A 17211-nucleotide genomic window follows, 5' to 3' on the forward strand; every position below is an offset into this window, starting at 1 on the left:
ACAGAAGTTAAGCTTCTTAGCGCCGATAGTAGTTGGGGGATCGCTCCCTGCGAGGGTAGGACGTTGCCATGCAAGCTGAACCGGGAGCACCGGTTCTTTTTTTTATACCCGATTTTAAGCGCTTTCACAAACGCGGGGTTTATCCTAGCTTTCAGCTTCAACCGCCCCCCCCAAAAGAAACGGAGGCACCCAAAGGTTCCCTCAGAATCAATTGAACCGCACCCCCGAGCTAAAAAAACTCCAGCCACGCCCCTAAGCTAAACCTGCGTTGATAAATTGATGGGCTAGCTGGCTTTGACAGGGTGATCGCACGGTTAAACTGATTGAACCGCCCCCACCAGCTGTGCGCCAGGCTGTAAGCATAAGGATTGTTGTATGACCTACGACCTACCGCACTAGCTAGTAGCCAGTATAACGTGCAACGAAATGCGCCTTAAGCTCGTTCAGTGCACCCTGGCTCCTCAAAGCCCGGATTATCACCAGGTCGAATATGAGTGCAACTAGGTCGGAACGGGAATCACTCAATTGATAGAGAACGGTTTGCAGAATGAAATGAATTTGGTATACTGGTGGAGACTGTTTTTGCCGTTTTAGCTCAGCAGGTAGAGCACTTCCATGGTAAGGAAGAGGTCGGCAGTTCAAATCTGCTAAACGGCTTTCCAAATGAATAAATTGAAAGCACCAATAAGTTGCAGTTGAAGCAATCTTATTGGTGCTTTTCTGTTAGTCGCTCTAAATTTATCACCACTGGTCCCCCGCACGTTGTGGCATTTATTGGAGCTTATTGGTTTGTTCATAATTGGGTGTAATGATTTTGCGGTTGAAATCGCCAAGTACGGCTAATAGGGTGTTAACGCGCCGCTTCCCCAGTTGGTCGACCCATTCTTGAAAAATCACCTGTAAGTTTTGCATTAAGTCGCGATCAATGCTTTGGCCCTGATCCGTTAAGCGGAGACTCTTTTGCCGGCGGTCATTGGGATTGGATTCCTGATAAACGTAATGATATTTCAACAAAATACTAATTTGTCTTGAAATCGCACTACGTGAAACCCGGTGAGCGTGCGCAATGTCCATTAATAATGGTGGTTGGGAGCTCGTCCCAATTTCGTGCATGATAATGAACGTGTCAAACGTGAGGTGGTAAGCACTGAGTGGGCCCGTAATCTTTTCGTTCATATAGCGAAAGACCCGGGCATAGTCAGTTAAAAATTCATCAAATACTGAATTAGGTGTCGCCATGGTTTGATCCCCCCTTAGCAGAATTTCAAACTTGGTCAATTTGTTATATAAATAATTATTAGCATTGATACATTTTCACATAAAATAATAACGCTAAATTAATATAAAGTGTCAAAAAGTGAGCCGCGAATTTTAAGCGGCCGGTTTTGATCCGGGGATGGAATGTTAACAATCCATCCCGTTCGGGCGAGGTTAGCTAGCGGAGTGACTTTTCAGTGAACAGAAAGTCACTAGTTTAACTAACTACCATTGTTTAAGTTTAAAGTAAAACAAAAAGCGATACCAGCGTTTACCCTTATTGCACTGGTAATCCGTTAAAATCTTAAGTGAAAAGTGAATCGGGGCTGTTAAAATGATTAAAGTTTGCTATTGTTAAGATAGTAAGTTTTACGATTGAAGATGTTGTGGGCGTTGTTTGCCTGGTGACATGCTAATATGAAACGAAAGCAGGTATGATTTTGAAAGAGGTTAGTTTGGGAGCGGTGTCGTTATCGACGGGGAAGCCAAAGGTGGCGGTCACGTTAGCGGCACGGCAGCGGGAAACGTTAATTGGGCAAGCAGCGCAAGTTCTGACGTCACCAGCACAAATTGTAACGTGGCGGCTTAATGATTATCAGGAACTTGATAATCGTGCGGAATTAATCAATACAGCGGCCCAACTTAAACGTGTGCTGGGCACCATCCCAATTATTGCGACAGTCGCGTTAACGGCCACTGCTTCGACCACTGAAATTGAGACTGCCTATCAGGCCTACCAAACGCTCATCAATAATCGGGCGGTTGCTGCCGTTTCAATTGATATGGTAATGGTTCAGCAGGCTAGTTTTACGACTTTGGCAGCCCAAATTCGCGCGCAAGGAATCAAATTGATTCTCCGTACCGCGTGTTCGGCCAATCAGGAGCAGATTGTGGCTGCTTACGAAGCGCTGGCCGCGGCCGGCGCGGACGTAGCAACCGTTACCGTTGCGGGGCAGAGTGCGTCCGCCATCGTCACTTTAATGGCCGCGACGACCCAAGCTCACCAAAACTTATCATTACCGCTTGTTGCAACGGCTCACGGGACGTTAGGACGCTTTAATAGCGTTTGTGGTCAACTAACCGGTTCGGCGATCGTCTATGGTCGGGTGGGCCGAGTTGGGGATCAGTCGTTACTGCCGGTTAGCCAGTTACAACGAGCCCTGCAAATTTTACAGGAGGGGTAATGGCGTGAATGGAATGGGGATCAATTTGGCGGCACGTCCGCTCATTGATAGTAACGTTAGTCCTATATTTTAGTTTAATTCAGGTTCCGTATGAAGTAGTCGTGAACCGAGCCAAGGTTGCGTGGGGCACCTACTTGGGCGATAGTTTGGAATTAATTATTTTGTTTCTAATTGCAGATATCAGTTATAACTGGTTGCGCTTGCGCTTGTTAAAATGGCTCGATAAGCGCGACCAGTATCAATCTAAATAAAGAAAGCGGCTGTGACATATGTCACAGCCGTTTGTGTGTGCCTCATGTTAATAGCCGAAACGTGCGCCAAAAGTCGGCTGGTGAGCATTAACCGACTTTTGGCGCACTCCCTTATTTAATCAGTGCTTTTATTTTGCTTGAGCTGCCACGAGTTGTTCAGCAAACGCGTCGAGCCGCTTAACGTCGTCGTCTTCTGGTGCGAGGTTGACGAATACATCCTTGGCCCCCTGCGTTGCACCAGCCTTTTGAAAGGCTGCGCTGAAGTCCGTCACGGCCTTGCAGTAATCTTCTTCGTAGAAGGTATCGCCAGAACCGGCACACCCATAAATTTTTCCTGCTAAATCAATGGTTTGTAGGTCAGCATAAAAGTCGAGGCCTTCTTCTGGCAACGCCCCTTCGTCATAAGTGTAAGGAACCACAACGCAAATGTCGACGCTCTTAAAATCGTCTACGTCGGCCTGTGAAATTTCTTCTTCACTCACGTCAACGCCCAATTGTTCCAACTTTTCTGTGATAATGTCGGCTACGTCTTCATTGTTCCCCGTAATTGTTGCAAAAATAACTTTAGCAGTTGCCATGATAACTCCTCGCTTTCAATTGTCTGTTTAAGCTGATTATAACAGAATCTGATTCTAAATTTAAGGTGTGGTCGGATAAATCAGTCAATGCGCTTGACTGGCAGTTTCTCGTGACCTAATTCCATGCTATAATTTAACTATTAACGGTGTTTGCGCGCCTGACTAACTAGGGCGGCGCGGGCACCGAACTATCGATTGGCGAGGAGCGTTAGTATTGTCGAAAAAAGAAAAAAAGACGCATTTTGGGAAACGGCTCTGGAATTCAATCACCGAGCCACTACCAGATGATAACGATGAAAATCAAAGTAATGAACAAATTCCGTTGGCGTACGACTTAAAGGATTCGGCGGCCAATAGTGCGCAAGCTGAGGCTGAAGCAAAGTCGACGATTAATCCACCCAAACGCTCACAAGCGGCGGCTGAAGAGAAGCAGCCGGTCGAGTCCGTTATTGAACCTGATAAAATTATTGGTAAATCTCAGGGGGCCGCTTCCGCGGCCAATTCAACGACTCAACCGCGTTCGCAAGCGGCGCAGTCCGCTGGGGCCCCGCAATCACAGGCTGCATCCCAGGGGAGTGCGACTAGTGCCGCGGCGAGTCAGCGAGCCAAAGCGATTCCAAACGCCGCGGCGGCACCTGGACAAACCAACCGCCATCGAGCTCAAACGGGTGGTTCTTCGGCGGCTAACACGAGCCAAGCAGCGGCTGAGCAAGCCGCACCATCAACGGGGAGTGCGGGCCAGCAAACGATTCGGGTCAGTGCGGTTGAAAGTGACGACGAAGATCAACCAGAATTGCCACTATCGCGTGAAGAACTTTACGGGGACCAGCAACCAAATGGTGGGCAGGAGCCTAAGCGTGACAGTGCGGCCCCGCAGTCCCGAATGGCCCGGCACCACGAGCAATCGGAAGAACGCGTTCCCGAGTTTGATTTTGAAACACCGGAAACCCCTGAAGAATCGGTTCATAATCCCCACTTGAAAAAGAAGCGACGGCGTTACAACTGGAAGTTGGCCTTAACCGGTGTCGCGATTCTCGTGATTGCGGCTGCGGGGGCTTTATTTATGTGGAACCGGGCCAAAACGACCCAAGCGCACGCTAAGGAGAACGCGCAGGAATTAGTTGCGCAAATTTATACGTCCAAGGCCCAGCGCGATATTCGTAAGTCCGTGACCCGCGCGCAGGTGCAGGAATTGCAAACGAGTATTGATGAAATGAAGGACTCGAAGGATAAGGATCAGTTGCAAACGCAACACGACTACGCGTCGAAGATGTTGACGACCCGGACGACTTATCAAAAGTTACGTAATTCGGATGGTCTGATTAAGGCTAGTGTAACGCCGGACACGATTACTAAGGCTGAGCAACAGTTGACGACGGCCGGTTTAACGCGGCACAAGGCTGACTTTGCAAAACAGTATCAAAAGCGGTTCACTGCTACGGGGAAGACCGTCACGAAGGTTGCGACCTACCACAAGGACTTTAAGAAGCTGTATACGAAGAAGGGTGCCTTAAAGGCATCAACGGCTTCCACGACCGTTAACGCGGTTCAAAAGCACTTAAAGGCTTACCGTGAGAAGTCCCAGCTTGCGGCGAACGATTACAAGCAATTACGGGCGGATCGCAAGGCACTTGCCAAGAAAAATGCTAAGGCAGCGGCCTCGTCCTCGGCGGCTTCATCTTCCGTTGTTGAAAGTAGCAGTAGCGAAAGCAGTAGTAGCTACAGTGAACCGGAATCGTCTTCTAGCAGCTATTCGACGGAATACAGTAGCTCAGAGAGCACTGCAACGACCTCTGACTATAATAATAATTATACTGGCGGCAATGATACGGCTACTAGCAGCACCCATTCGGGTACGACGACTGGTACCGATACTGACGACAGTACTGGCAATGGTGGCGGTTCAACCGGTACGGATTCCACGACGACGGGAACTGGTACCGATTCAACCAGTGCCGGTGCGGATTCAACCACGACCGGTGGGGGCACCACCAGTAATACGACAGCCCAATAGGAACGTGCTAAACTAAGGGGAGGACAATAATGTTCGCCTGCGGTTATGCGCATTTCAGTAGCGAACGTGGGCGGTCGATTGGATCGAACACGATTCAGCATTCAGAAATATGAACGGGGCCGTGACTTTTGTCATGGCCCCGTTTGATTTTAAATGGAAAGAAGAGAACAGCATCATGCCAATTGCAGTCATGGTTCAAGCAATGAAACCAGAACAACGGCAACAACTCGAAACCCAGTACCCGGATTGGCGGTTTGTCGACGTGGCCGACCTTCAGCCGGAGGAATTTGATCAAGTGGAGGTCATGTACGGCAAACACCCCTTGTTAAAACGCTTATTGGCGCGCCCAACCAATCACCTGCGTTTCTTACAGGTGATTTCTGCCGGGGTGGATTCGTTACCGTTAGCCACCCTACAAAAGCAGGGAGTGCTCGTTGCCAATACGAGCGGGATTCACGCAGACGCAATCGGCGAATCCGCGTTAGCCGCCATGTTAACGGTGGTTCGCGGCTATCACGCCGCTTTGATTAACCAGCGTACGCAGCGTGCGTGGACGTTGCCGATGACGACCAGTACTTTGACTGGGCAACAACTGCTCATTTATGGAACCGGCCAACTGGGACAATCGCTAGCGGCTAAAGCCACGGCACTTGGGATGCGGGTCGTTGGCGTCAATACGACTGGTCATCCGGCGACTGCGTTTCCCACCACGGTCGCCATTAATGCCACGGCCGCGGTCCTGAAGACGGCAAACTTTATCGTCAACGCGTTACCGTTAACGCCCACGACCCACCACTTCTTTAATCAGCAGTGGTTTCGTCAGTTGGGGGCGCGGCCAATGGTGATTAACGTTGGTCGGGGGCCCGCGATCGTGACCGCCGATTTAGTGCGGGCGTTGGATACTGGGCTGGTGAGTTACGCGGCGCTAGACGTCACGGAACCCGAACCGTTGCCGGCGGACCATCCCCTGTGGCAACGCGATGATGTTTTAATTACACCGCACGTTTCGGGGCAAATTGCTCACTTCCGGGTCGCGGTTTTTAGTATTTTTGCCACAAATTTTGCGCAGTACGTTCAGGACGGGACTTTGGCCCGTAATCAAGTTGATTTAAGTAAGGGATATTAAAAATAAAGCGCGGAGAGTGTGCCCAAAGGCGGTTAGCCGTTAAGCGGAGCCAGCTGACTTTTGGCGCACGTTTTGGCTACTAAATATGAACGAGGAGGCTGTGACATTAGTCACAGCCTCCTCGTTCATATTAATGCGTCATTGTTAGTTAGGATTGTTCACGAAATTTTTTAGTCATTCGGTCGCGGGGAGCCTGACCAATTGCGAGGATGAAGACCGTGCTGATAATTAACGCACTGCCTAAAATATCCAGCCAGCCAAAACTGACCCCGAGCATTAGCACCGCAATTAGGGTTGCCGACAGTGGTTCAAAAGCATCCAGTAAACTGACCACGGTTGGCCGGATGTACTGCAGGCTCTGAAGGAAGAAGAGAAATGCCAGCAGCGTACCGAAGAGAATCACGAAGCTCAGGCGCGTCACGTTACCGACCGTCAGCGGGAAGTCAACTTGCCAGAATGGTTGAAACAGGTTGAAGATAATGCCACCCAGGAGCATTGACCAAGTATTGACGGCAACCGGTGAGTATTTTTCCAAAAGTTTAGTCGGCATCAACGTGTTGGTTGCCGATGATACGCCCGAAAGGAGTCCCCAAACGAGCGCGCCCACTGAAATGACTAAACTAGTTGGATCGCCGTGGGTCACAAGTAAAAAGGACCCGATTAACGCGAGCACGATGGCTAGCCCTTCCGCCCGGGTTGGAAACTGGCGGTGTGCCACTACCAACCACAGTGCAATGAAGACCGGCCCCATGAACTGTAAAACGGTGGCCGTGGCCGCGTTACTGGCCTCAACCGCGAGAAAGTATGTAAATTGAACGGGCATCAAACCGAGTAGCGTATAGCCAGCAAGTTGCAGGCAGTCGCCGGGATGGCGCCAAAGGGACCATAAATCAACGTGGGTCAGGAGGCTGAACAAGAGTAAGCCAATCCCGGCCCCCAACATTCGAACGCCGGTTAGCCAAACCGAGTTGATCGTGGTCGTGTCAAAGAGGGCTTGGGCAATGGCCCCCGAGATGCCCCAAAATGCGGCACTAATACTGGCGAGCAAAATTCCTTTAAACTGACGACTAACATGCATGCTTGCGCCTCCTAAGTAAATAATCAAGTTGATTCCATTGTACCTGATTTTACTTAGAAGTGGGGAAATTATGCGGTTTCAGCGGCCGTAGCCGTTGCACTCGTTGTGGCCGCTTGCGCTTGGCGGGTTGTTTCCGCGAGGTGTACTAAGTGGGTCAAGAAAGCGTGCGTCTTTGCCTGATAGTTGTATTTGGCCCCCAGTTTGACCAAGTAGCCGTTGATGTAGTCGACCTCGGTTGGGCGGTTATGCGACATGTCCTGATACATCGACGGGTAGTGGAGCGGATTGGCAACTTTGCTGACGTAGTTGACCGATTCAAGTTCGGCGGCCCGGGTATTTAACATCGTTACGCCATCGCGTTCACAGACGTCGTAGGCTTCGTCAATCAGTTGGCGGCTTAATTCGTCGGCGCCGGGATAGGCCGCAAATTCGCCCATGGTGATCTCAAAGAGGGTGCAGAGCGTGTTAACAACCGAATTAAAGACCACTTTGGCGAGTAACGTTCCCCGGAAGTTCGTGGTTAACGTTGGGTTAAATTGACATTTTTCGAGTTCGGTAACAATCCGGTGGGTCATTTCGTCGGGCTGTTCCGTATAGTTAGCCAAATTCATCGTACCGGCCCCCCGTGCTCCGATAAAGTCGACGTCGCCGGGGCCGTTGAGGACGGTGGCAACTAGGGCGGTTCCAGCTAATAATTTTTGGGGCTTGAAGTATTGAAGCAGTTTTTCAACGTGACCCATCCCGTTCATACAAGTTAAAACGTATTGTTGGTCGTTGAAGGCGTGCGCGGTCCGTTTAAGAAAGTCAGTCAGTTGCATTTGTTTGGTAAAAACGACCCACACATCGGGGTTACCGCGGTAAGCTTCGGGGGTTGTCACGTTGACGGGAACGAGGTGCCGATCACGATGGTCGCGCGACACGTAAACGCCCCCCTGCTGTTGCATTCGCGCAACGTGTGGGGCCCACGTGTCGACAAAGTCGACCTGATTGCCCGCTTCCTGTAAAAGAACTCCGTAACGTAATCCCATGGCGCCAGCGCCGAGTACAGTAAAATGCATAATGAAAACCATCCTTTAATTGAATTATTAATAGTTGATGAAAAAAGCGCCCAGCAGACGTGTGTCTGCCGGGCGCTGGAGCGTGTTACCACCGGTAATTTATCGTAAATTCACATTCACGACCTCAACCGTACCCTAGAAGAAGCGATACGCGGCACGGTAATGGGTGCGTAACCAGTTCGGGTTACTTGGTTCACCCGGACATTTCACAGTTGATTTTCACGCCAAGTGGTTATGGTCTGCTTTCACCGTTTCAGACTCGCTAAACACAACCAAGTTGGGTTACTTTTCTGCTCGTAAGTTTTATCATCGTATATTAATTGTTTTCTAATTTACTCAGAATAGATTAAAAAGTCAAGTCCGGTGGAAGAGGTATTTGCATTCTTTTGTAACCGGTCAGCGCTAAGGGTGCGGAGATGGTGACCAACTTAATAATATTTGGTGAAAGGCATCAACAAAAATGAGAAATGCGTTACCGCGACTATTTTTGAAAGCGATTTCCATTTTTTGGCAGGATAGCGTACAATTGAAAGTGTAAACAAGGAGGAGGAAGCTGCGATGCCAAAATACTTAGTCTTTATGGATATTGACGGGACGCTCCTGACTGACCACCAGTACGTCTCAGCACGCACCAAGAAAACTATTGAACGTCTTCAAAGTCAGGACGTCTTATTCTACATAGCGACCGGTCGGATGTACGAATTAGCGAAGGTCGTCCGTAATAAATTAAATGAGCAGGTGCGCTTGGTGACGTCGAACGGTGCCGTTTTCGATGGGATGAACGGGCGTGAACTAACCAAGTTGGGTGGCGCTGCGGTTGAATTGGGGTATTTGATCGCGCGCCGGGATAATTTACCAATGATTTTATTTACACCGGACATGGCGTACTATACGGAACAAATTCCGCGCTTCGTTGCTCGGAACGCGGCTAACTTTGATTCTGGGGAAATTTCAATTGGTTATCAGGAAGTTAAAAACTTTACCCAATTGGCCGAAATCGAGGACCAAATTACGAATGGAATTATTTTAAGTCGTGAGGACATGTCACGACTGGATTCAGCCCGAGAAAAATTACGGAATAGTAAGTTGATGAGCCTATCGTCGTCTAACCCGAATAACATTGAAATGATTCCGTTGCACACGGATAAAGCAACCGCGGTTAAACAAATTCAACGCGAACAGGGCGTTGATGCGGCCCACACCTTTGTCTTTGGTGACGGACTCAACGACGTTGGAATGCTACGCGCGGCGGAGCTTTCGGTTGCGATGGGCAACGCGCTTCCGCAAGTTAAAGCAGCGGCAAACTACGTCACGGAAACGAATTACAACGACGGGCTGGCGCTGTTCTTAGAACAATATTTTGAACAACACCCCCTTAATTAGGGCTCAAAGGTGAATTGAACAGTTGCTGGGTGCGGTTCCCGGTGACTGTTTTTTAATTTTTTTGCAAAATCAGCCAGATTGAATTGACTTTTGGTGTCAATTTGGCAAACTTAGTAACTGGAAACTTGGATTTAGGGAGTGAGTTTGAAGTGAGAATTGAAATTTTACCAGCACGAGTTCCCACGGCTTTAGCCATTTTATCCATTCAAGGAATTGATAATCGGGAGCTTAATCCAGCGATTGAAAAGCAATTAGCAACCCAGCAACTACTGCCGGCTAGTCCCCAAAACGCGCTGGGCGATCTATTGCAGGTCATTGAGGCGCGGCACCGCGTGCGGATGCAAGCCTTCGACATGGTCACGCTTCCTGCCAACGTGGACCTGGTTACGGTGGCCAATGGTCAGGTTGCGTTACAAACTGCGACCACTGCGCTAGCGCCTAACTTAGACGCAAAAAGCAGTCGCGTGCTCATCATCGTGGGCGACGCGGCTGCAACTGAAGAAATGGTCCATGCAACTGGGCAGGAATTACAACGAAAATTAAAGGCGTTCTTTGGCGTTCAAGCGCGGTTACAATTCCGAACGAGCCAAGAAACGCACCAGCAACGGGTAGAAACTCGGCGCGAAGACGCCCCCGCTGATTAGGAGCGTTTTTTAGGGGTGACGTTAATGTTGATTAGTTTGAAGTGTTGATCTTGATAATCGACCTGGCTAACGCTCGTATTTTTGAGCAGGCGCGCGGGGAGTTCCCGTGGGCTGATTTGGTACAGAAAGGCGCTTAAAACGAGTCCGTGAGCAACGACCAGAATGTTTTTATCGTGGGTGGCCCCCTGCGATTCATACAAGCAGATGCGGCGTAGTGCCCGGCTAATACGGTCGGTCACGCCAACGAGGGTCTCAGCGCCCCGGGTTTGATCCAACGAGTTAAATACCCAGAGGAGGGTGGCGAATCGTTCGCGACTTAGGATCAGTTTAACGAAGGTTCCGAGACCCAGTTGTTTGCGGACCTGGTGGACAATCCAGGCGTTCTTGGTACCCTCGAGACCGCCAAAATTAAATTCACGTAAGCCGACGTCGACCGTCGGCTTTTTTAGTTCCGGATGAAGTGCGGTAATAATCCGGGTGGTTTGCTGGGCCCGGCCGAGGTCGCTCGTGTAAGCGGCGTCAAAATGAACGTCGGCGAGCATCCGTGCCAAGCGTTGCGCGGCGACAACGCCCTTATCGGTGAGTTTGGAGTCGTAAATTCCTTGGAGCCGCCCGGCAGCGTTTAGTTCCGTTTGGCCGTGCCGGACAAGGTAGACGTGAATCGTTGCCATGGTAAAGCCCCCTTATCGTTAATTCACATGCTTTAATTGTAAGGCGTTAATTAGAATTGAACAAGCGTTAACGTCAAAAGATTGCGTAAAAGCCGGTTGCGCTTTCAAAACCCCGTTAAAAAAGGCGCCGGGGGAAAGCTCCCACCAAGCGCCAGCTCGTCATTTGTGCTTACTGATTATTGAATTCTTCACTTAAAACGCGTTTGTTTTCCTGCTTTAATAGTTTGATCATCTTCCGCCGGGCCGTGAAAAATGGAATTCCAATGTGGGCTAAATTGCTACGGAACCGCCAGCGGTAATGGTACGTTTTGTCTGGAACGTACTGCGCCGTCTTAACGTAGTTGGCGTATTGAAAGGCGAATAATTGATCCTCTAAGAAATCAATTTCTTCGTTAAATTTCAAGTGGTGTTGCACAATTAACGACCGCCGGAAACATTTATTCCACGAAAAACCACCAACCGTCCCAAAATTAATGTTGGCGACCAATTCTTTTTGCTGGTAGGTCTTTGCGGGACCGGGTACGGATAGGTAGCCGTAGTGCCCACAAATAACCAATTCACTTTCAGGTGCGGCTTGGTAAGCGGCCAAAAAGGTGGCTAAAAAACTAGGCTCGACCCAGTCGTCACCATCCACGAAGCAGAGGTACTTGCCACGGGCTACTGCCATACCAGAATTGCGGGCGGCGGACACGCCAAGGTTACGGGTGTGGGTAATCACCTTAAACCGGTCGTCGGCCTGAATTAACCGCGCAATTTGTTGACCAGTGTCGTCCGTGGAACAGTCATCGACCACGATCACTTCATAGTCGCTGATCGTTTGGTGTTGCAAGCTGGTCAAACAACTATTGATAAATTTGTGTTGATTGTACGCCGGTACAACCACTGAAAAAAGGGGTGCTGACACGCTAATTCCTCCATCGTAAATTTTGGATACTATTACTAGTATACCCGTAAATTGTGACGAAATTATAGTGAAAGCCACTTTTTTAGTGATAAATTAATTATTTGCTAAGTTAGTTGTATGGAAGTACAAAGCTAAGTCCGGATAAACGAACACGGTGTGTGAGAAATCAAGCAGCCCATTATTTTTATAATAATTGCTAGAATCAAGGGCTAAGTAGGTGGCACCGTGGTCGAGTCCCATTAGTAACGCTTCTTCAGCGGATAAATTCGTTAATGATAAATAGTCATCGCTGTTGGCGATTCCAATCCCGTAAGCGTCATGAATAAAGTCCCATATTGATGAATTAACGGCTTCCGTTGATAGGTAGGGTACGACCGAACGGGGGTAGTAGGCTTTTTCTAAGCAGTAAAGCTGATCGTGCCAGTAACGGAGACGCACGACCCGGTACATTTCTTCGTCAACCGGGATTCCCAGTTGACGGCTGAGGTCGGTGTCTCCCTTAATCGTATCAAACGTCAAGACCTTCGAAACGAGGTTCCGGGGGTGCAAGTTACTGGTAAACATCGACCGGGCGGATAAGTTAACGACCGTCTTATGTTCGAGTTGAATACTTGTAATATAGTAGCCACTGCCCTGGACGCGGCGGAGTAGTCCTTGTTGGTAAACGAGGTCAATCGCTTTTCGAATCGTATTGCGACTCACCTGATAGCGTTCCATGAGTTGTGCTTCGGTTGGTAACTTGACTTTGAATTCGCCATTCTGAATGGCAGCAACGAGTTTCGTCGCAATTTCGCGGTACATAGTGTTCACTTCTTCCAGATAAAATTGATGGGTACCAATTAAATAAATTGGTCTATTTTAATTCGTTAGGGTTGTCAAATTGGTACCCATGACTTATAATTCTAATTGTAATGAAAGCGGTTTACTAAAGCAACCGCTTAAAACCATCTTTTTTCAAAAACTATCTAGGAGCGTGTTTAGAATGGCCGAAAAAACAATCATGTTGGTATGCTCTGCGGGGATGTCAACTTCATTATTAGTTTCTAAGATGCAAAAGGCTGCGGAAGCTGATGGCGTTGATGCCGAAATTTTTGCAACCGCTGCCAGTGATGCAACTGCTAAGTTAGCAGAAAAGAAGCCGGATATTTTAATGCTCGGGCCGCAAGTTCGCTACATGCTAAGTGATTTCCAAAAACGGGCGAGTGACATTCCCGTTGAAGTCATCAACATGCAGGACTACGGGATGATGAATGGCGAAAAAGTTTTGCGGGAAGCTCAAGCCGCCATGGCAAAAGCAGAAAAATAACTGAATGAAGTACGGGTGCTACCGAATCGCGGTCCATTCCAGATTGGTAGCATTTTAATTCCGTGGGCACGGGAATAAACTAGACAAAGGATGAGGACACATGGCAGAAGAACAACAAGCACCAAAGGAAACGGAAGCAAGTTTAGAAACAATCATGGGCTTAATCGTCAATGGCGGGAACGCTAAGAGTTCCGCGTTTGAAGCCATTACGGCGGCTAAGAGTGGCGACTTCGATACGGCGGACGCTAAGTTGAAGGAAGCCGATAATTTCTTGACTGAAGCCCACAACTCACAGACGTCGATGTTGACGGCTGAAGCTCAGGGTGAACATACGCACGTTTCATTGTTATTGGTTCATTCACAAGATCATATCATGAACGCCATCACTTTTCGCGATTTAGCTGGCGAAGTAGTTGACGTTTATCGGCGTTTAGCGCAAGATGAAGCTAAGTAGTTAACCGCAAGCGTTGGTTGACCCGGTACACTGATCAGTTAGTACCGGCGAGACAATTGCGGCAAACTATTGCTCCGTTAGTCGCGTCTCGGAGCAAGTTTGTCGGGCGGCAAAATCTAGGGTTGCCGGTTGAAAATGTAAGTCTGGTTAAGGTCGGCCAAATTGGCATGACTGGGAATTATGAATACATGGAGGCAATTATTTATGGCAACTGGATATCAAATGCCCAAGAACTTTCTTTGGGGTGGTGCAGTCGCGGCGCATCAATTAGAAGGTGCGTGGCAAGCAGGCGGTAAGGGCGTCAGCATCGCGGACGTGATGACCGCTGGTAAAAATGGCGTTCCCCGTCAAGTGACGGACGGCGTCGTTGCTGGTGAAAGTTACCCGAACCACTGGGGCAATGATTTTTACCACCGCTACCCCGAAGACGTCCAACTTTTTGAAGAACTGGGAATGAAGTGTTTTCGGACCTCGATTGCGTGGACCCGAATCTATCCAAATGGTGACGAAGCGCAACCAAACGAAGCTGGTCTTAAGTTCTATGACGACCTCTTTGATGATTTACTCGCCCATGGCATTCAACCCGTGATTACCTTATCACACTTTGAAATGCCATATCACTTGGTGAAGGCGTACGGCGGTTTTAGTAACCGGAAGACGATTGATTTCTTCCTTCGGTTTGCCAAGACGGTCTTTAAACGCTATAAGGATAAGGTCAAGTATTGGATGACCTTTAATGAAATTAACAATCAAACGGCCTGGGATGATCCCCACCCGTTGCTCCAAGATTCAGGGTTACAGCTAGGCCCGAATGATAACTGGGAGCAAGCAATGTATCAAGCTGCGCACTATGAATTAGTGGCGAGCGCACTCGCCGTTCAAGCCGGTCATGCTATTAATCCAGATTTTCAGATTGGTTGTATGATTGCCATGTGCCCAATTTATCCGTTAACGGCTAAGCCGGCAGATGTGATGATGGCGGAACGTGCCATGCAAAAGCGTTACTGGTTCGGCGATGTTCATTGCTGGGGTGAATACCCGAAGTGGCTCCCGAAGTACTTTGAACGCCAAGGCTTTGATATGGATATTACGGATGAAGACCTGGCAACTTTAAAGGCCGGGACCGTGGATTACGTTGGTTTTAGTTACTACATGTCGTTTGTGACTAAGGGTAAGGACCACGACCATGATTTCAATTTTAAGGAACCGGAAGACTTCGTTGAAAATCCGTACGTTGAAAAGTCTGACTGGGGTTGGCAAATTGACCCAACCGGTTTGCGCTATTCAATGAACTGGATGCAGGACCGGTGGCACTTACCACAATTTATCGTTGAAAATGGCTTTGGGGCGTACGATCAAAAGACCGCCGCTGGTGAAGTTCATGATGATTACCGGATCAGTTATTTCCGGGATCACATTAAGGCGATGGAGGAAGCGGTGGCCTTAGATGGCGTTGACTTAATTGGTTATACGCCGTGGGGCTGCATCGACCTCGTTTCGGCAAGTACCGGTGAAATGGCTAAACGGTATGGCTTCATTTACGTGGATGCTAATGACGATGGTCAGGGAAGTTTTGACCGTTCCAAGAAGGATTCCTTCGATTGGTATCAACGGGTCATCGCCAGCGATGGGGTTGATTTGTAATAGAGTGCCGCGGGCTAACGGCTTAGTCTGACGATGCTAATATATACAGAGACACTAAGGGAGACTGTGACTGTTGTCACGGCCTCCCTTTTAGGTTTTGAATGTTAATGGCCAAAACGTACGCCCAAAGTCAGCTGGCTCCACTCACCAGCTAACCGACTTTTGGCACGCTCTCGAAATAAGTTAATTAATTGGCGTGAACGACCGCCTTAGCAACGAGTTCGGTCTGTAATTGATAAAGATCAGTCGTAATGTAAACTGGATAACTATCGGGATTGACCAAGCGCTGAGTGGCTGCCGGTAATTCGGCGAGGCGCCCCTGGCTGTCAGCTTGAATCTGCTGAACGGACCGCTGGTCAAAGTCACTCGGAACCACGGGCATTAAGAGTGGCTCGACATCGAAGTTTTGAAGGCGTTGTTGGTGATTTAAGCTAAGCGGGTCGCTATTGTAGACGGCTAGCGTAGACGTTCCCATGATGGTTTCAGTCTCAAGCGCAATCAAATCGGCGAATGCTCGGCGGGTGCCCGCGTGATAAAGGCGGTAGACTTGCTTTTTACCGGGCAGGGTCAGTTTTTCGCGGCTGGCGCTGACTTTGATTTTGGGGGTGAGCTGACCATCAATTTCGGTGGCAGCGAGTTTGTACACCCCGCTTAAAACCGGCGCGGAGGCGCTGGTAATGAGTTTCTCACCAATCCCAAAGTTATCGATGGGCGCGCCTTGCTGTAACAACGACGTGATGATGGCCTCATCAAGGGCGTTGGAAATAGTGATTTTAGCGGCTGGAAAGCCCGCGTCGTCCAGCATTTTACGGGCGTGTTCGGCCAGTACCGCGACGTCACCGGAGTCAATGCGGATGCCAACCGGTTCGTGACCGGCTTGCCGAAGTTCTTTGAAAACGGTAATGGCGTTGGGAATGCCAGAATTGAGCACGTCGTAGGTGTCAACTAACAACGCACTGTTATCCGGGTAGTAGTGGGCCCAACGGCGAAAGGCGGTTAATTCATCTGGAAACGCCTCAATCCAGCTATGGGCCATCGTTCCGGCCACCGGGACGTTGAACTGCTTACCCGCCTGAACGTTGGACGTACTGGTGGCGCCCCCAATAACGGCTGCCCGGGTGCCGTAAGTCGCACTGTCGGGGCCCTGAGCGCGGCGCGCACCAAACTCCATGATTGGTCGGCCGGCAGCGGCGTAGGTCAGTCGTCGGGCCTTGGTAGCGATTAACGATTGATGATTTAAAATGTTAAGGACGAGGGTTTCGAGCAGTTGCGCCTGCGCGATTGGACCGGTCACCGTTAGTAGGGGTTCCCGGGGGAAGACGGGCGTTCCTTCCGGGACCGCTCGTAATTGACAATTAAACTGAAACTGCGAAAGGCTTGTGAGAAACGCGTCCGACCAAAGACCAAGCTCACGAAAGTATGTAATATCACTCGTTGTGAAGTGAAAGTCGCGGACCGCGTCAACGACCTGTTGGAGGCCCGCAGCGATTACGAAGCTTCCCTGGTCAGGAACCCGGCGATAAAAAACGTCGAACGTAGCGTTAGTTGCGGGTAAGTCCTGTTGAAAGCCGTTGGCCATTGAAAATTCATACAAATCCGTTAATAATGACAAATTACGCATCAGATTGTCCACCCATCTAAATAAAATTAAGTGTCTTG

General features: G+C 49.3%; 17 protein-coding genes and 1 tRNA gene. 10 read left to right on the forward strand and 8 right to left on the reverse strand.

All coding sequences use genetic code 11. The annotated features are described in order from the left end of the window. Positions 1-584: 584 nt before the first annotated feature. Positions 585-657, forward strand: a tRNA-Thr gene (locus tag FFM79_RS06240). A gap of 114 nt (positions 658-771) precedes the next feature. On the opposite strand, the gene FFM79_RS06245 is transcribed toward FFM79_RS06240, so the two are convergent. Next, the gene (locus FFM79_RS06245) at positions 772-1239 is read right to left on the reverse strand and encodes a MarR family winged helix-turn-helix transcriptional regulator (RefSeq protein WP_137642612.1); all 468 of its coding nucleotides are present in this window, start codon (positions 1237-1239) and stop codon (positions 772-774) included. A gap of 452 nt (positions 1240-1691) precedes the next feature. On the opposite strand from FFM79_RS06245, the gene FFM79_RS06250 reads away from it, so the two are divergent. Both FFM79_RS06250 and FFM79_RS06255 read left to right on the forward strand, forming a co-directional pair. After that, positions 1692-2441, forward strand: a complete 750-nt coding sequence (locus FFM79_RS06250) for a type I 3-dehydroquinate dehydratase (RefSeq protein WP_225424393.1) — start codon at positions 1692-1694, stop codon at positions 2439-2441. Between the two features lie 8 nt (positions 2442-2449). Then, a complete protein-coding gene (locus FFM79_RS06255; protein ID WP_137642614.1) occupies positions 2450-2692 on the forward strand; it encodes a hypothetical protein in 243 nt (80 codons plus the stop codon). 128 nt (positions 2693-2820) lie between these two features. Here the strand turns inward: FFM79_RS06255 and FFM79_RS06260 are convergent, their stop codons facing one another. Beyond that, positions 2821-3270, reverse strand: a complete 450-nt coding sequence (locus FFM79_RS06260; protein ID WP_137642615.1) for a flavodoxin — start codon at positions 3268-3270, stop codon at positions 2821-2823. A gap of 214 nt (positions 3271-3484) precedes the next feature. Here FFM79_RS06260 and FFM79_RS06265 point away from each other — a divergent pair, with 214 nt between their 5' ends. Both FFM79_RS06265 and FFM79_RS06270 read left to right on the forward strand, forming a co-directional pair. Then, on the forward strand, positions 3485-5284 hold the full coding sequence (locus FFM79_RS06265; RefSeq protein ID WP_137642616.1) for a hypothetical protein: 1800 nt from the start codon (positions 3485-3487) through the stop codon (positions 5282-5284). Positions 5285-5459: 175 nt separating this feature from the next. Beyond that, positions 5460-6410: an NAD(P)-dependent oxidoreductase gene (locus FFM79_RS06270; RefSeq protein ID WP_137642617.1), complete on the forward strand. Its 951-nt coding sequence runs from the start codon at positions 5460-5462 to the stop codon at positions 6408-6410. A 148-nt stretch (positions 6411-6558) separates the two neighbouring features. Here FFM79_RS06270 and FFM79_RS06275 read toward each other — a convergent pair whose 3' ends face one another. Further along, on the reverse strand, positions 6559-7488 hold the full coding sequence (locus FFM79_RS06275) for a DMT family transporter (RefSeq protein ID WP_137642618.1): 930 nt from the start codon (positions 7486-7488) through the stop codon (positions 6559-6561). 68 nt (positions 7489-7556) lie between these two features. Further along, positions 7557-8546 carry a ketopantoate reductase family protein gene (locus FFM79_RS06280; protein ID WP_137642619.1) on the reverse strand — a complete coding sequence of 330 codons (990 nt, stop codon included), beginning with the start codon at positions 8544-8546 and terminating at the stop codon, positions 7557-7559. A 558-nt stretch (positions 8547-9104) separates the two neighbouring features. On the opposite strand from FFM79_RS06280, the gene FFM79_RS06285 reads away from it, so the two are divergent. Both FFM79_RS06285 and FFM79_RS06290 read left to right on the forward strand, forming a co-directional pair. Next, entirely contained in the window at positions 9105-9929 is an 825-nt protein-coding gene (locus tag FFM79_RS06285) for an HAD family hydrolase (protein WP_137642620.1), read from the forward strand. Positions 9930-10078: 149 nt separating this feature from the next. Further along, on the forward strand, positions 10079-10573 hold the full coding sequence (locus FFM79_RS06290) for a hypothetical protein (RefSeq protein WP_225424394.1): 495 nt from the start codon (positions 10079-10081) through the stop codon (positions 10571-10573). Here FFM79_RS06290 and FFM79_RS06295 read toward each other — a convergent pair. From FFM79_RS06295 to FFM79_RS06305, 3 genes are all read right to left on the reverse strand, one after another. Next, positions 10570-11244, reverse strand: coding sequence for a histidine phosphatase family protein (locus FFM79_RS06295; protein ID WP_137642621.1), 675 nt, complete (start codon positions 11242-11244; stop codon positions 10570-10572). The genes FFM79_RS06290 and FFM79_RS06295 overlap by 4 nt on opposite strands. 169 nt (positions 11245-11413) lie before the next feature. Beyond that, positions 11414-12148 carry a glycosyltransferase family 2 protein gene (locus FFM79_RS06300; RefSeq protein WP_137642622.1) on the reverse strand — a complete coding sequence of 245 codons (735 nt, stop codon included), beginning with the start codon at positions 12146-12148 and terminating at the stop codon, positions 11414-11416. Positions 12149-12241: 93 nt separating this feature from the next. Next, the gene (locus FFM79_RS06305; protein WP_137642623.1) at positions 12242-12949 is read right to left on the reverse strand and encodes a GntR family transcriptional regulator; all 708 of its coding nucleotides are present in this window, start codon (positions 12947-12949) and stop codon (positions 12242-12244) included. A 181-nt stretch (positions 12950-13130) separates the two neighbouring features. Here FFM79_RS06305 and FFM79_RS06310 point away from each other — a divergent pair, with 181 nt between their 5' ends. From FFM79_RS06310 to FFM79_RS06320, 3 genes are all read left to right on the forward strand, one after another. Then, positions 13131-13454, forward strand: coding sequence for a PTS sugar transporter subunit IIB (locus tag FFM79_RS06310; protein ID WP_137642624.1), 324 nt, complete (start codon positions 13131-13133; stop codon positions 13452-13454). Between the two features lie 100 nt (positions 13455-13554). Further along, positions 13555-13908 carry a PTS lactose/cellobiose transporter subunit IIA gene (locus tag FFM79_RS06315; protein ID WP_137642625.1) on the forward strand — a complete coding sequence of 118 codons (354 nt, stop codon included), beginning with the start codon at positions 13555-13557 and terminating at the stop codon, positions 13906-13908. 204 nt (positions 13909-14112) lie between these two features. Next, the gene (locus FFM79_RS06320) at positions 14113-15552 is read left to right on the forward strand and encodes a 6-phospho-beta-glucosidase (RefSeq protein ID WP_137642626.1); all 1440 of its coding nucleotides are present in this window, start codon (positions 14113-14115) and stop codon (positions 15550-15552) included. 187 nt (positions 15553-15739) lie between these two features. On the opposite strand, the gene FFM79_RS06325 is transcribed toward FFM79_RS06320, so the two are convergent. Then, a complete protein-coding gene (locus FFM79_RS06325) occupies positions 15740-17173 on the reverse strand; it encodes a nicotinate phosphoribosyltransferase (RefSeq protein WP_137642627.1) in 1434 nt (477 codons plus the stop codon). Between the last annotated feature and the right edge of the window lie 38 nt (positions 17174-17211).

Origin of the sequence: Lactiplantibacillus modestisalitolerans (assembly GCF_005405425.1) — a bacterium.
Lineage (GTDB): Bacteria > Bacillota > Bacilli > Lactobacillales > Lactobacillaceae > Lactiplantibacillus > Lactiplantibacillus modestisalitolerans.